Source organism: Sphingomonas brevis, assembly GCF_023516505.1.
GTDB lineage: Bacteria > Pseudomonadota > Alphaproteobacteria > Sphingomonadales > Sphingomonadaceae > Sphingomicrobium > Sphingomicrobium breve.
On the sequence record NZ_JAMGBB010000001.1, the window covers coordinates 176,026 to 190,418 of the forward strand.

The 14,393-nt window shown below is 62.8% G+C and carries 10 protein-coding genes; 7 read left to right on the forward strand and 3 right to left on the reverse strand.

All coding sequences use genetic code 11. From position 1 onward, the window contains the following. Positions 1-38: 38 nt before the first annotated feature. Positions 39-2,492, reverse strand: a complete 2,454-nt coding sequence (locus LZ518_RS01000) for a ribonuclease E/G (RefSeq protein ID WP_249914197.1) — start codon at positions 2,490-2,492, stop codon at positions 39-41. 364 nt (positions 2,493-2,856) lie between these two features. Between LZ518_RS01000 and LZ518_RS01005 the strand changes: the two genes are divergently transcribed. The 4 genes from LZ518_RS01005 (at position 2,857) to LZ518_RS01020 (ending at position 8,319) form a co-directional block, all read left to right on the forward strand. Next, positions 2,857-3,741 carry an N-acetylmuramoyl-L-alanine amidase family protein gene (locus LZ518_RS01005; RefSeq protein WP_249914198.1) on the forward strand — a complete coding sequence of 295 codons (885 nt, stop codon included), beginning with the start codon at positions 2,857-2,859 and terminating at the stop codon, positions 3,739-3,741. A gap of 49 nt (positions 3,742-3,790) precedes the next feature. Then, the gene (locus LZ518_RS01010) at positions 3,791-6,397 is read left to right on the forward strand and encodes a penicillin-binding protein 1A (protein ID WP_431358202.1); all 2,607 of its coding nucleotides are present in this window, start codon (positions 3,791-3,793) and stop codon (positions 6,395-6,397) included. Positions 6,398-6,503: 106 nt separating this feature from the next. Beyond that, positions 6,504-7,631, forward strand: a complete 1,128-nt coding sequence (gene prfB, locus LZ518_RS01015) for a peptide chain release factor 2 (RefSeq protein ID WP_249914199.1) — start codon at positions 6,504-6,506, stop codon at positions 7,629-7,631. Continuing rightward, the gene (locus tag LZ518_RS01020; protein WP_249914200.1) at positions 7,621-8,319 is read left to right on the forward strand and encodes a class I SAM-dependent methyltransferase; all 699 of its coding nucleotides are present in this window, start codon (positions 7,621-7,623) and stop codon (positions 8,317-8,319) included. Before prfB ends, LZ518_RS01020 begins: the two co-directional genes overlap by 11 nt. Here the strand turns inward: LZ518_RS01020 and LZ518_RS01025 are convergent. Further along, positions 8,316-8,720 (reverse strand): JAB domain-containing protein, encoded by a 405-nt coding sequence (locus LZ518_RS01025; RefSeq protein WP_249914201.1) that lies wholly within the window; start codon positions 8,718-8,720, stop codon positions 8,316-8,318. The genes LZ518_RS01020 and LZ518_RS01025 overlap by 4 nt on opposite strands. Before the next feature lie 116 nt (positions 8,721-8,836). On the opposite strand from LZ518_RS01025, the gene LZ518_RS01030 reads away from it, so the two are divergent. The 3 genes from LZ518_RS01030 (at position 8,837) to LZ518_RS01040 (ending at position 10,014) form a co-directional block, all read left to right on the forward strand. Then, positions 8,837-9,631, forward strand: coding sequence for a thymidylate synthase (locus LZ518_RS01030; RefSeq protein WP_249914202.1), 795 nt, complete (start codon positions 8,837-8,839; stop codon positions 9,629-9,631). Between the two features lie 75 nt (positions 9,632-9,706). Then, positions 9,707-9,832 (forward strand): entericidin EcnA/B family protein, encoded by a 126-nt coding sequence (locus tag LZ518_RS01035; RefSeq protein ID WP_249914203.1) that lies wholly within the window; start codon positions 9,707-9,709, stop codon positions 9,830-9,832. Between the two features lie 41 nt (positions 9,833-9,873). Continuing rightward, on the forward strand, positions 9,874-10,014 hold the full coding sequence (locus LZ518_RS01040) for an entericidin EcnA/B family protein (protein ID WP_249914204.1): 141 nt from the start codon (positions 9,874-9,876) through the stop codon (positions 10,012-10,014). A gap of 77 nt (positions 10,015-10,091) precedes the next feature. Here LZ518_RS01040 and rpoC read toward each other — a convergent pair whose 3' ends face one another. After that, entirely contained in the window at positions 10,092-14,360 is a 4,269-nt protein-coding gene (gene rpoC, locus LZ518_RS01045) for a DNA-directed RNA polymerase subunit beta' (protein ID WP_249914205.1), read from the reverse strand. Positions 14,361-14,393 lie beyond the last annotated feature (33 nt).

A 14,393-nucleotide genomic window follows, 5' to 3' on the forward strand; every position in this document is an offset into this window, starting at 1 on the left:
ATGTCTCTGACAGGGCCGGTTTCATCGGTCAGTCGTGCCTAGCCGAAGGTCCGCTGCCACCAGCCACTGCGTGGCTTGCCGTCGCCGGGGATATCCTCGTTGCTCGCTTCAGGCGGCTCGGACGATTTCGCGCGCTTGGCAGCCGGCTTGGGCTCTACCGGAGCATCGTCTGCCGTCTTCTTGGCACGGGTCCGGCGCTTGGGCTTCTCTTCTGGTTCGACCGGCGCTGGATGCTCAACCGCAGCAGGCTCCGCGACAGCTGCTTCGCTCGTTGCCTCGTCCTTCTTGCGGGCGCGTGGCCGGCGGCGAGTCTTGGGCTTGTCGTCGACGGCAGCGTCAGCGCTTTCGGGCGCAGGCTCTTCCGACACCGGAAGATCGGCCATCGGCGGCTCTTCGGGCGAAATGTCGGCTTCAGTGGGCACTGCTTCGACTGACTCGTCCCGGCCCTTGCGTCCGCGTCCGCCACGCCGTCCACGACGCGACTTGGATCTGGTTTCCGCATCTTCCGCCACTTCCTCAGCTCCGAGCGCTTCGGCCTCGGGAGCATCGTCGGCGGATTCCGGCAAAGCCTCGGCCTGTTCGGATTCGCCATCACGCCTGCGGCCGCGCCCTCCGCGACGGCGGCGACGGCGACGGCGTGCGCCGCGTTCGTCATCTTCCTCGCCACGGGCGGGACGCGCCTCTTCCTCTTCCGCCTCTTCCTCGTCGACCTCGGGCAGATAATCGTCTTCTTCCTCGACGATCGGCGCCAGGGCCGGGCGTTCTTTCGGCACCGGGCGCGGGCCCGAACTTTCGACCGTCATGCGGGCGCCTTCGAAGCTCTCCTCAATGGCGATTTCGACGGTCACGCCATAGCGGTCCTCGATCTCAGCCAATTCGGCGCGCTTTCGGTTGAGCACGTAAATCGCGGCCTCGCTGCCGGCGCGCAGCGTGATGCGGTCGCCGCGGCCGCGCGCGGCCTCATCCTCGATAATACGGAGCGCGCTAAGGCCGGACGATGATGCGGTGCGCATCAGGCCGGTGCCTTCGCAATGCGAGCAAGCCTTAGTCGAAGCTTCGAGTACGCCGGTCCGCAGCCGCTGGCGGCTCATTTCCATCAGCCCGAAGCTCGATATGCGTCCAACCTGGATCCGGGCGCGGTCGTTCTTGAGCGCCTCCTTCATCGCCTTTTCGACCTTACGGACGTGGCTATTCTGCTCCATGTCGATGAAGTCGATCACCACCAACCCGGCCATGTCGCGCAGGCGCAGCTGGCGAGCGATTTCGGCGGCCGCTTCAAGGTTTGTGGCAAAAGCGGTCTGCTCGATATTGTGCTCACGCGTTGACCGGCCCGAGTTGATATCGATGCTGACCAGCGCCTCAGTCGGGTTGATGACCAGGTAGCCGCCGGACTTCAGCTGGACGACCGGCTGGTACATGGCAGTCAGCTGGTCTTCGACGCCGTAACGCTGGAACACCGGCGTCGGGTCGACATATTGCTTCACCCGGCGGACATGGCTCGGCATCAGCAATTTCATGAAGCCGCGTGCAGCCTTATAGCCGTCGTCGCCTTCGACCACGACTTCGTCGATTTCGCGGTGATAAAGATCTCGTATGGCGCGCTTGATGAGATCGCTGTCGCGGTAAATCAGCGCCGGTGCCGAGGATGAAAGGGTGCGCTCGCGAACCTCGTCCCAAAGCCGGGCGAGATAGTCGAAGTCGCGCTTGATCTCGACTTTGGTGCGCGACAGCCCGGCGGTGCGGACGATCAGGCCCATCGTCGACGGCAGCTTGAGGTCGGAAATGATCGACTTCAGCCGCTTGCGGTCGGCCCCGTTGCTGATCTTCCGGCTGATGCCGCCGCCGTGCGACGTGTTGGGCATCAGCACGCAATAACGGCCGGCCAGCGACAAATATGTGGTGAGAGCGGCGCCCTTGTTGCCGCGCTCTTCCTTGACGACCTGGACCAGCAGCACCTGGCGGCGCTGGATGACATCCTGGATCTTGTAGCGGCGGCGGAGCGCCTGGCGCTTGCGCCGAAGCTCCTCGGCGGCGCTCTCGTCGACCGGCGAGCGGGCCGATCCGGTGCCGACCTCGGCCGCTTCGTCGCCGCCGGCTTCGGGATCGCCCGAATCCTCGCCGGCGTCCGCCTCTTCGACTATCTCCGCATCGTCGTAGTCGTCATCGTCGAGCTCGGCGGCGCGAAGCCGCTCTTCCTCGGCGGCGTGCTCAGCCTCTTCGGCCAGCAGCGCATCGCGGTCGGCCTTTGGAATCTGATAATAGTCAGGATGGATTTCGCTAAAAGCAAGGAATCCGTGGCGGTTGCCGCCGTAATCGACGAACGCCGCCTGCAGCGACGGTTCGACACGAGTTACCTTGGCGAGATAGATATTACCTTTGAGCTGCTTGTGCTCCGAGGATTCGAAATCAAATTCCTCGATCCGGTTTCCCTTGGCGACGGCGACCCGGGTCTCCTCCGGGTGGCGCGCGTCGATTAGCATGCGCATGGACATTGAAAATTCTCCGGGCGCGCAGGCCAGCCCTTGTGGACAGGCGGCGCGCGATGGTCAGGGCCAGCGCTTCCTCAGCGATGGCGCGATGTGCGAAAATTGCCTCTGCTGCATGGCTGTCCGCGATCCTTGTCGCGAACGACGCGCGGCCAAGCTCACTTTGGAGCATGGCAATGGCGTCTTGTGGCATCATGCAGCGTCAACCTTGAATGCCGCGGAGCCGAATGGCCGCGGCGAGCGCCCTTTCAAAGCTTGAAAGAACAACGCCGGTTAGCATCCGTGCCGCCGCCCCGCAACCGAAACCGGGTCAAAAATTCGTCCGATGTCGAGCTTGGCGGAAGGGGCGCCGCATCCTAACCTCGTACACATGGATCGTAAGCGCCTGATCGGATTGGCGGCATTCGCTGCACTATTGGGCGCAACCGCATTGCTGGCGCTTGCCGTCGCGCGCGGCCGGACCGGAGTGGTCGCCGACGCAATTGCGCTGATCGGGGAGGCCCGGACCGGCGGGTTGACGCTGGTGCTTCCCGAACCGGTCAAGGACGTCCGGGTGCGCGAAGCCCGGGTACCGGGACGGCCGATCGTGCTGATCGATCCTGGTCATGGCGGCCGCGATCCGGGCGCCGGTGGTGTGTCGGGCACGAGCCGCGAAAAGGATTTGACCCTGGCCATGGCGCGTGAACTGGCCGATCTGCTTGAGCAACGCGGGCGGGTTCGGGTCGCCCTTACCCGTGAGGACGACAAATATCTGACGCTTGAGGAGCGTGCGGCGATCGCCCGGCACCTTCATGCCGGCCTGTTCCTCTCGTTACACATGGACAGCGCGCCAAATCCGCTTGCGCGCGGCGCGACCGTATATTCGCTATCGGACGTCGCTTCGAGCGCCGAGGCGGCGCGCCTCGCAGCTACCGAGAATGGCGGGGACGGGGCGCTATCAAGCGAGGCCGACAACAGCGTCCGCGCATTGCTGGCCGATGTCGCGCTGCGCGAGCAAATGGAGGATTCGGCCGGGCTTGCGGAGCGGATGTTGCGGCGCGCGGCAGGCAGCGTCGAACTTCGTCCGCGCCCGCACCAGTTTGCCGCGTTCCATGTGTTGCGGCGAGCCGAGACGCCGGCGGTGCTGGTTGAAGCTGGCTACATCAGCAATGCCGATGACGAAGCCAGGCTGATGACCAGGGAAGGGCGCGCGCCGCTGGTCCTGTCGCTGGCACAGGCTGTCGAAGCCGATCTGGCAGCACGGTCGAGCCGCTGAACGCGGCGGCTTTCGCCGCTCATACGAAGTCGCTAGACAGGCCCGGACAATGGACCTTCCGACCCTAAAGCTCCCAGACAATTTGGCCAATTTCCGGCTCCCCAACCTCGTCGTCTTCAACCATCGAGTCCATCAACGGATCGACCCGTGGTTCGAGAAGATTTGGGTGCGGCGACTGAGTTGGGCCGCTTTTGCCGGCCTAATGTTCGGCGCGGTGATCTTCATCATATTCGCGATCAACCTTCCGACGTCCGAAAAGCTGCTAGCCTACCAGCCCCCATTGCCGACCAATGTTCGCGGCTACGACGGAAATCCGGTGCAAACCTTTGCGCGGGAGCGGCGCGTCGAACTGGCGTTCGATGAGTATCCGCCGCTGGTGGTCAACGCCTTCATCTCGGCCGAAGACAAGACCTTCTTCACCCATGGCGGGATCGACTATCCCGGCCTGATCGGAGCGGTGTTCGATTATACGACCAAGTCGGTTACCGGCGGCCGCGCCAAAGGCGGATCGACCATTACCCAGCAGGTCGCAAAATATCTACTTCAGGACGATGCCTACGCGGTGAGCCGCAAAATCCGCGAGGCAATACTGGCGTTTCGGCTGGAGGATACCCTGTCGAAACAGCAAATCCTCGAACTCTACCTCAATTCCATCTTCCTTGGCCGCAATGCATATGGCGTACAGGCGGCGAGCCGGGCCTATTTCGACAAGGACGTCAGTGACCTGACACTGCCCGAGGCGGCTTATCTGGCCGTGCTGCCAAAGGCGCCGAGCAACTATGACCCGGTCCGGGCGACCGCCAAGGCGCTCGCTCGCCGCAACTATGTGCTCAATGAAATGGCAGCCAATGGCTACATCACCAACGAACAGCGAGCAGCGGCCGCAGCAACTCCGCTTGGCACCATTCGCTATGGCAGCAGCGCCAAGTTTCGCGATCAAGGTGGCTATTTCATGGAAGAGGTCCGCCGCGACCTGATCAAGCGGTTTGGCGAAAAGGCCGATGACGGCCCCAACAGCGTTTACGCGGGCGGTCTATGGGTGCGGACTTCGATGGTCCCCAAGATGCAGGACGCCGCGGCGGAAGCGTTGCGCGAAGGCCTGGCCCGGTTCGACGGGGGCAGGGGCTGGCGCGAAACCGGCCTTAGCGTCGATGTTGGCGGCGACTGGCAAAACCAACTGCGTATCGCGGCGCTCGGCACCGGCTTTCCCGACTGGAAAAAGGCTGTCGTGCTCGACAAGGCCGGCGGAAGCGCGCGTATCGGCTTTCCCGACGGATCGACCGGCACTCTTCCTGCTTCAGCAGCATCGCAACCGGTTCGCGGGGTTGGCGGAGCGGCGTTCAACAGTCTCCGTCCAGGGATGATCATCATCGTCAAGCAGGATGGGCCGGGCAGCTATGCGTTGCGATCGATCCCCGAAATCGGCGGCGGGTTCGTCGCGGAAGAGGTACACACCGGTCGGGTGATGGCGATGCAGGGCGGGTTCGACGTCGTTGGATCATCCTATAATCGGGCGACACAGGCCAATCGCCAGCCGGGATCGGCGTTCAAGCCGATCGTCTATGTCACCGCGCTTGAAAATGGCATGACTCCGGCATCGATCATCGTCGATGCCCCCTTCTGCGTCTGGCAAGGCGCCGGCCTCGGCAACAAATGCTTCCGCAATTTCGACGGCAAATATAGCGGGCCGAAGACGATGCGATGGGGCGTGGAACAATCGCGCAACCTGATGACCATCCGTGCCGCCTCCCAGACCGGCATGGATAAGGTGGTGGCCAACGCCTCCAAGCTGGGAGTTGGAACTTACGACCGTTACCTGTCGATCGCGCTGGGCGCCGGCGACACGACGGTGCTCAAGCTCACCAATGCCTATGCGATGCTGGCCAACAACGGCCGGTCGGTCACCCCGACGCTGATCGACTATGTCCAGGACCGCAATGGCAAGGTGGTCTACCGCAGCGACAATCGCTGCCAGGTCATGGAAGACGATAATGGCGGCTCCTGCAATTCGGCCGACTGGGACGGCAAGGCGATGCCTCGGCCGCCGTCGCGCCAGCGGCAATTGCTGGATGCCCAGGCCGCTTACCAGATGGTCCACATTATGGAGGGCGTCATTGAGCGCGGCACGGCGACCGTGCTTCGCGATCTCGACCGGCCCATGTTTGGCAAGACCGGCACGACGTCCGGCCCAACCAATGTCTGGTTCATCGGCGGCACTCCGGAAGTCGTTGCGGGCGTTTACCTGGGCTACGACCAGCCTCGACCCATGGGCCATGGTGCCCAGGGTGGGCGCATCGCCGCGCCCGTATTCAAGCAATTCGCTCAGGTCGCGTTCCAGGGCATGCCGAAAGTGCCGTTCGTGGCTCCGCCTGGAATCCGGATGGTCCGGATCGACCGTATCACCGGCAAGCGGGTGTTCGGCAGTTTCCCGACCACGGTCGACCCTAAATCATCGATAATCTGGGAGGCATTCCAGCCGGAGACCGAGCCGCGCCGTTCATTCCGCCGCAGCATTGAGCTGGCCAAGGCACAGACAGACGAGGGTGCTATCGCTCAACACGCCGTTGACCGGCCGCAGCGCCGGACGGCCCAGAACCGGCCGAAGGCACCCGCGGACAGCGGCGAATTCTTGCAAAGGCAGGGCGGCATCTACTAACTCTCCTCGTCATTTCCGCGTAAGCGGGAACCCAAATTTTCTTTGCTTTTTTGCTGGGTCCCCGCTTTCGCGGGGGTGACGAAATTACGGAACGGAAGAACCTGCCATGCGCGCCGAAGCGCAAGCCCATATCGACCAGATCAATGCCGCCACCGCGCTGCTTCGCCGATTCCTCGACTGGGACAAGGCCAACCGCCGTCTCGGAGAGCTTAACGACAAGGTCGAAGATCCGGCGCTGTGGGACGATCCCAAGGCAGCGCAGGAAGTGATGCGCGAGCGGCGCCGGCTCGAAGAAGCGATCGGTGCCACGCAGAAAATCGAAACCGAGCTTAAGGATACCGTCGAGCTAATCGAGATGGCCGAGGCGGAGGGCGACGAGGAGCTGATCGACGATGGCGTCCGGTCGCTTGGCGAGCTTGCCGACCGGGCCGAGAAGGATAAGGTCGCCGCGCTGCTGGCCGGCGAAGCCGATGCCAACAATGCTTATGTCGAGGTCAACGCAGGCGCCGGGGGGACGGAGAGTCAGGACTGGGCCGGGATGCTGCAGCGGATGTACAGCCGCTGGGGCGAGCGTCACGGGATGAAGGTCGAGCTGATCGATCATCACGCGGGCGAACAGGCCGGCATCAAGTCAGCCACGATCATGATCAGGGGCGAGAACGCCTACGGCAACCTCAAAACCGAGAGCGGTGTGCACCGGCTGGTACGGATCAGCCCTTATGACAGCTCGGCGCGGCGCCACACCAGCTTCGCCTCGGTCTGGGTATATCCGGAGGTCGACGACGACATCGATATCGAGGTCAACGAGGCCGATCTTCGCATCGACACCTATCGTGCCTCGGGCGCGGGAGGGCAGCATATCAATACGACCGACAGTGCCGTCCGGATCACCCACATCCCGACGGGTATTGTGGTGTCCTGTCAAAACCAACGTAGCCAGCACAAGAATCGCGCCGAAGCCTATAAGCAGCTGCGTGCGCGCCTCTATGAAAATGAACTGCAGAAGCGGGAGGCGGAGGCCAATGCGGTCAATGCCGCCAAGACGGATATCGGCTGGGGCCACCAAATCCGCAGCTACGTGCTTCAGCCCTACCAGCTGGTGAAGGACCTGCGCACCGGGGTGACCTCAACCGCACCGTCGGACGTGCTCGACGGCGATCTCGACCGGTTCATGGCCGCCGCCCTTTCGCAGCGGGTCACCGGCGAGAAGGTGGATGTCGAGGATGTCGAGTAAAGCCTCGACGCTCCTGTTTTTCCTAAGCCTCGCCGCTTGCCGCGCCGAGCCGCAACCGGCGCGCGTTTTCCCCGAGGCCGGGCGCGATGTCGCGCCGATCGTCGGCGACAGCTTTTCGACCGAGGATGCGCGCGACCGCATGGGCGAGGCGGAGGAAGTCATGCGCCTCGCAGGTGTGGCGCGCGGCATGTCGGTTGCCGACGTTGGAGCCGGCGAGGGCTATTACACGGTCAGGCTGGCTCCGCTGGTCGGGCCACGGGGCAGGGTATTGGCCGAGGACATCGTGTCCGAGACCCGCGATCGCCTGGCCCAGCGGGTCGAGCGAGAAAAGCTCGACAATGTCGCGGTAAAGCTGGGACAGGCTTCCAACCCGCTGCTGCCGAAGGGCTCGTTCGACCGGATCTTCCTGGTTCATGTCTATCATGAAGTGACCGAGCCCTATGAGTTTGCTTGGCACCTGCGAGACGGCCTCAAGCCCAATGGGTTGGTGATTGTGGTCGATGCCGACCGGCCGGTGAAACGGCACGGCATGAGGCCGAAGGAATTGGCTTGCGAATTAAGCGCGGTGGGACTGAAGCTGGTGCAGTCGCAGCGGCTAGCCGGCAGCGACGCCTATTTCATGGCTTTCAAGATCGCTGCGCCGCGACCCGCCCCGCAAGCGATCAAGCCCTGCATGACGAAGGATTAGAGCAGGCCCATCTGGCGCATGCTGCTATAGTCCCGGGCACCGAAGATCAGATGGTCCAGAACGGCAAGATCGATGACCTCGGCGGCCCGGGCCAGCTTGCGCGTAGCCCGATAGTCTGACTCGCTCGGCCGCGGATCGCCGCTCGGGTGGTTGTGGGCAAGGATCACGCCGGAGCTGCCGAGCCTCAGCGCATCCGCCAATATGTCGCGTACCGGGAGACCGACGGCAGTAGGCATTCCCTGATAGCGTTCGACATGGATGCAGCGCGCCTGGCTGTCGACATGGGCGACCAACAGTTGCTCGCATTCCATATCCTGGACATCGAAATATGAACCGAGGAAGCGGCGCGCCGCCTCATGACCATTGAGGAGCGCAGGTGATTCGGCACGCTGACGCAACATGCCGAAATTCTATGTGGCGGCGGCCTTTGTGCCTAAGCCAACCTCCTCAAAAATGGACCGAATTTGCTCGTAAAACTGATGCTGGACGGGCCGGATGGGAAGGTTAGGGTAGGTCCATGCGCCAATATCTCGACCTGATGCAGAAGATTCTCGACGAGGGAGTCGAGCAGATGGATCGCACCGGAACCGGAACCCGATCCTTGTTCGGCGGCCAGCTGCGGTTCGACCTGGCTGACGGGTTTCCGTTGCTGACGACGAAAAAGCTCCATTTGCGATCAATCATTGTCGAATTGCTGTGGTTCCTGCGCGGGGACACGAATGTCCGCTGGCTGCAGGAACGTAATGTCAGCATCTGGAACGAGTGGGCCGACGACCATGGCGACCTTGGACCGGTTTACGGCAAGCAATGGCGCGATTGGGAGACGGCCGACGGGCGCCACATCGACCAGATTCGCAACCTGATCGACTTGATCCGGAGCGACCCCGGATCGCGGCGGCAAATCGTCACCACCTGGAACCCGGGCGAGATCGAACGAATGGCATTGGCGCCCTGCCATTGCCTGTTCCAGACGCAGGTCGCGGCTGGCCGGCTGAATTTGCAGCTTTATCAGCGCAGCGCCGACTTCTTCCTCGGCGTGCCCTTCAACATCGCCAGCTATGCGCTCCTGACCCATATGCTCGCTCGGGAATGCGGCCTGGAACCGGGCGTGTTCGTGTGGACCGGCGGCGATGTGCATCTCTATTCGAACCATCTCGACCAGGCGCATACTCAGCTCAGCCGCGAGCCGCGTCCGCTGCCGCAACTGGTGATGAAAGATCGCGGCCAGGACATCTTCAGTTATGAGGCGGAGGATTTCGCTTTCGAAGCGTACGAGCCGCACCCGCATATCGCCGCTCCCGTCGCAGTCTGAGACCATTTCGCCAGCGTGATGGCACCAAATCCTCACTTCCGGCGTTCGTTCAGCAGCTAGACAGGAGGATTTCCCATGTTTCGCAAAGTAGTGACCTTGATCCTGATCGGCGGCAGCCTCGCCGTTGCGGCATGCAACACGGTGCGCGGCGCCGGTGATGATGTGAAGTCGGCGGCGAATGCTGTCGACAACGCCACCTGATTTCGGCCATGGTCGTTACGCCATCAAAAGGAGCTTCGACCATGGTTCGCAGGGTGATGACGTTGTTAGTAATCGGTGGGGCGCTTGCGGTCGCCGCTTGCAACACGGTCCGGGGCGCTGGTGACGACGTCAAGTCGGCCGCCAATTGCACCGAAAATGCCATCCACGGCGGCAACTGCTAAGCAGCTAAGGCCGGACAAAAAAGAAGCCCCGCCGGATCGTCTCCGGCGGGGCTTTTTTATTAGCTCTGTCCGACCGATCAGTCGTTCAGATATTCGCCTGCGTCGGCGTCGCTGCCGCTGCCCGAAGGCGTAACGGAGGCCAGCGGGTCCGAATTGGTCGCGGCTTCCGGTCCCTGGGCGAGTTCGGCGGCATGCTCTTCCGCGGCCGACTCCGGAGCAATCAGCGCCTCCTGCAGCTTGCGCTGCTGGGCGCGGAGCGCGGCATCGCGGCTGGAAGCTGCGATCCGCATCCGGTTCATGCCGGCGCCCGTACCCGCCGGGATCAGCCGGCCGACGATGACATTCTCCTTGAGCCCGATCAGCGTATCGACCTTGCCCTGAACAGAAGCCTCGGTCAGCACCCTGGTTGTCTCCTGGAAGGACGCGGCCGAGATGAAGCTGCGGGTCTGCAAGCTCGCCTTGGTGATGCCAAGCAGCACCGGCTTGCCTTCGGCCAGCTTCTGCTTCTTCTCGAGCCGGGCGTTGATCTCGTCCATTTCCTCGCGGTCGACCTGTTCGCCGGCCAGGAGAGTGGTGTCGCCGCCATCGGTGATCTCGACCTTCTGCAGCATCTGGCGAACGATCACCTCGATGTGCTTGTCGTTGATCTTCACGCCCTGAAGTCGATAGACCTCCTGGATCTCGCTGACGAGATATTCGGCCAGCGCCACGACGCCGAGCACCTCAAGGATGTCGTGCGGATCGGGCGAGCCGCCGACCAGATTGTCGCCGCGCTTGACGTAATCGCCTTCCTGCACGTCGATGACCTTGGACTTCGGCACCAGATACTCGACCGGATCCGACCCGTCGTCGGGGATGATCGCGATCTTGCGCTTGGCCTTATAGTCCTTCTTGAAGCTGACCTTGCCCGAGATCTTGGCAATGATCGCATTCTCCTTGGGCTTCCGCGCTTCGAACAGCTCCGCGACGCGCGGCAGACCGCCGGTAATGTCGCGGGTCCGGGCGGCTTCGCGCGGCATGCGGGCCAGCACTTCGCCGGCCTCGACCGTCTGGCCGTCCTCGACCGCGATCACCGCGCCAGGGGCGAGGCGATATACGCCCGCCTCTTCCGCGCCCTTGCCGCTCATCATGGTCAGGCGCGGACGCAGGTCCTCCTTCTTCGACTTGGCGAGGTCGTCGATGACCGCGCGCTGCGAAATGCCGGTCGACTCGTCGGTCTGCTCGACCAGCGTGCGGTTCTCGATGAGGTCCTGGAACTTCACCGAACCCGCGCGCTCGGTGATCACCGGGCTGAACGAAGGATCCCATTCGGCGATGCGATCGCCGCGGCTGATAATGTGGCCATTCTCGACCATCAGGTGCGCGCCGTAAGGAATACGGTGCGTGCTAAGTTCGCGGCCGTCCATGTCGAGGATCGCGATTTCGCCCGAACGTGACAGCGACAGGTGTCGCCCGCGCGGATCGGTAATCGTCGGCATGTCCCTGAGCTCGATGGTGCCGTCGACCGGCGCCTCGAGGTTCGACACTTCGTTGAGCTGGGCCGCACCGCCGATGTGGAAAGTCCGCATCGTCAGCTGGGTGCCCGGCTCGCCGATCGACTGGGCGGCGATAACGCCCACCGCTTCGCCGATGTTGACCGGAGTACCGCGAGCAAGGTCGCGGCCGTAGCACTTGGCGCATACGCCCTGCTTCGAGGCGCAGACCAGCGGCGAGCGGATCTTGATGCCCTGCAGGCCGATTTCCTCAAGCTGAGCGACCATCGCCTCGTCGAGCAACGCGCCCTCGGGAATGAGGGTTTCGTTGGTCTTGGGATCGATGATGTCCTCGGCCGTGGTACGGCCCAGCACCCGGTCGGCCAGCGAAGCAATGACGGCACCGCCCTGGACGATGGCACGCATCTCCAGCGCACGGTCGGTACCGCAATCTTCCTCGATGATGACCGCGTCCTGCGACACGTCGACCAGGCGGCGGGTCAGGTAGCCCGAGTTCGCCGTCTTGAGCGCCGTATCGGCCAGGCCCTTGCGGGCGCCGTGGGTCGAGTTGAAATACTCAAGGACGGTCAGGCCTTCCTTGAAGTTCGAGATGATCGGCGTTTCGATGATCTCGCCCGACGGCTTGGCCATCAGGCCGCGCATGCCGGCCAACTGCTTGATCTGGGCCTGCGAGCCACGAGCGCCCGAATGGGCCATCATGTAGATCGAGTTGATCGGCAGCTCGCGACCATCGTCGCCAATCTTCACGGACGAGATTTCCTTCATCATCTCGCTCGCAACGCGGTCGCCGCAACGCGACCAGGCGTCGATCACCTTGTTGTACTTTTCCTGCTGGGTGATCAGGCCGTCCTGATACTGCTGCTCATAGTCCTTCACGAGCGAGCGGGTCTCGTCGACCAAGCCTACCTTCGAACCCGGAATGACCATGTCGTCCTTGCCGAACGAAATGCCGGCGCGGAAAGCGTGGCGGAAACCGAGGCCCATGATGGCGTCGGCGAACAGCACCGTCTCTTTCTGGCCGGTGTGGCGATAGACGGTGTCGATAACGTCGCCGATCTCCTTCTTGGTGAGGAGGCGGTTGACGGTCTCGAACGGCACCTTGTGGCTCTTCGGCAGAGTTTCGCCGAGCAGCATCCGGCCCGGGGTCGTCTCGAAGCGCTTCATATATTGATTGCCGTCCTCGTCCGTCTGCGGGACGCGGCTGACGATCTTGGAGTGAAGCGTGACCGCACCGGCAGAGAGCGCCTGGTGCACTTCGGTCATGTCGGCCAGCAGCATGCCTTCGCCGGGCTCGGCTTCCTTCTGCATCGACAGATAGTAGAGGCCGAGAACCATGTCCTGTGACGGAACGATGATCGGCTTGCCATTGGCAGGCGACAGGATGTTGTTGGTCGACATCATCAGGACGCGCGCTTCCAGCTGGGCCTCGAGGCTCAGCGGGACGTGCACGGCCATCTGGTCGCCGTCGAAGTCGGCGTTGAACGCCGAGCAGACCAGCGGATGGAGCTGAATCGCCTTGCCCTCGATCAGCACGGGCTCGAACGCCTGGATGCCGAGGCGGTGGAGCGTCGGCGCGCGGTTCAAAAGCACCGGATGCTCGCGGATCACCTCGTCAAGGATGTCCCAAACTTCCTTGCGCTCTTTCTCGACCCACTTCTTGGCCTGCTTGAGGGTCATCGACAGACCCTTGGCATCGAGGCGCGAGTAGATGAACGGCTTGAACAGCTCGAGCGCCATCTTCTTCGGCAGGCCGCACTGGTGAAGCTTGAGTTCCGGACCGGTGACGATCACCGAACGGCCCGAATAGTCGACGCGCTTGCCGAGCAGGTTCTGGCGGAAACGGCCCTGCTTGCCCTTGAGCATGTCAGACAGCGACTTCAGCGGACGCTTGTTGGCACCGGTGATGGTGCGGCCGCGGCGGCCGTTGTCGAACAGCGCATCGACCGCTTCCTGAAGCATTCGCTTCTCGTTGCGGACGATGATGTCCGGAGCGCGCAATTCCATCAACCGCTTCAAACGGTTGTTACGGTTGATTACGCGGCGATAGAGGTCATTCAGGTCCGACGTCGCGAAGCGGCCGCCGTCGAGCGGCACCAGCGGGCGAAGCTCGGGCGGAATGACCGGGATGACTTCGAGGATCATCCATTCCGGGCGGTTGCCGGAATCGATGAAGCTCTCGACGACCTTCAAACGCTTGATGATCTTCTTCGGCTTCAGTTCCGACTTGGTCTCGCTGAGCTCCTTCAGAAGCTCTTCGCGCTCGCCTTCAAGGTCGAGGTCCATCAGCATGGTCTTGACCGCCTCGGCGCCGATTCCGGCCGAGAACGCGTCCTCGCCATATTCGTCCTGGGCGGACAGCAGCTCGTCTTCCGACAGCAGCTGATATTTCTCGAGCGCGGTCAGGCCGGGCTCGATCACCACATAGCTCTCGAAATAGAGGATCCGCTCAAGCTGCTTCAGCTGCATGTCGAGCAGCAGGCCGATGCGGCTCGGCAGCGACTTGAGGAACCAGATGTGGGCAACTGGCGCGGCCAGCTCAATGTGGCCCATGCGCTCGCGGCGAACCTTCGAAACGGTCACCTCGACGCCGCACTTTTCGCAGACGATGCCCTTGTACTTCATCCGCTTGTACTTGCCGCACAGGCATTCGTAATCCTTGATCGGACCGAAGATGCGCGCACAGAACAGGCCGTCACGCTCGGGCTTGAACGTGCGGTAGTTGATCGTCTCGGGCTTCTTGATCTCGCCAAACGACCAGGAACGGATCTTGTCGGGAGACGCGATGCCGATCTTGATCTGGTCGAAGGTTTCCGGCTTTGCCACCGGGTTCGCGAAGTTGGTCAGCTCGTTCATATTCATCTTTCTCCATTCCCCTCCCGCTTGGGG

Bases quoted from the DNA above. Each gene is read 5' to 3' on its own strand.
- LZ518_RS01000 (WP_249914197.1), bottom strand. From the start codon at position 2,492: ATGTCCATGCGCATGCTAATCGACGCGCGCCACCCGGAGGAGACCCGG.
- LZ518_RS01005 (WP_249914198.1), top strand. From the start codon at position 2,857: ATGGATCGTAAGCGCCTGATCGGATTGGCGGCATTCGCTGCACTATTG.
- LZ518_RS01010 (WP_431358202.1), top strand. From the start codon at position 3,791: ATGGACCTTCCGACCCTAAAGCTCCCAGACAATTTGGCCAATTTCCGG.
- prfB (WP_249914199.1), top strand. From the start codon at position 6,504: ATGCGCGCCGAAGCGCAAGCCCATATCGACCAGATCAATGCCGCCACC.
- LZ518_RS01020 (WP_249914200.1), top strand. From the start codon at position 7,621: ATGTCGAGTAAAGCCTCGACGCTCCTGTTTTTCCTAAGCCTCGCCGCT.
- LZ518_RS01025 (WP_249914201.1), bottom strand. From the start codon at position 8,720: ATGTTGCGTCAGCGTGCCGAATCACCTGCGCTCCTCAATGGTCATGAG.
- LZ518_RS01030 (WP_249914202.1), top strand. From the start codon at position 8,837: ATGCGCCAATATCTCGACCTGATGCAGAAGATTCTCGACGAGGGAGTC.
- LZ518_RS01035 (WP_249914203.1), top strand. From the start codon at position 9,707: ATGTTTCGCAAAGTAGTGACCTTGATCCTGATCGGCGGCAGCCTCGCC.
- LZ518_RS01040 (WP_249914204.1), top strand. From the start codon at position 9,874: ATGGTTCGCAGGGTGATGACGTTGTTAGTAATCGGTGGGGCGCTTGCG.
- rpoC (WP_249914205.1), bottom strand. From the start codon at position 14,360: ATGAACGAGCTGACCAACTTCGCGAACCCGGTGGCAAAGCCGGAAACC.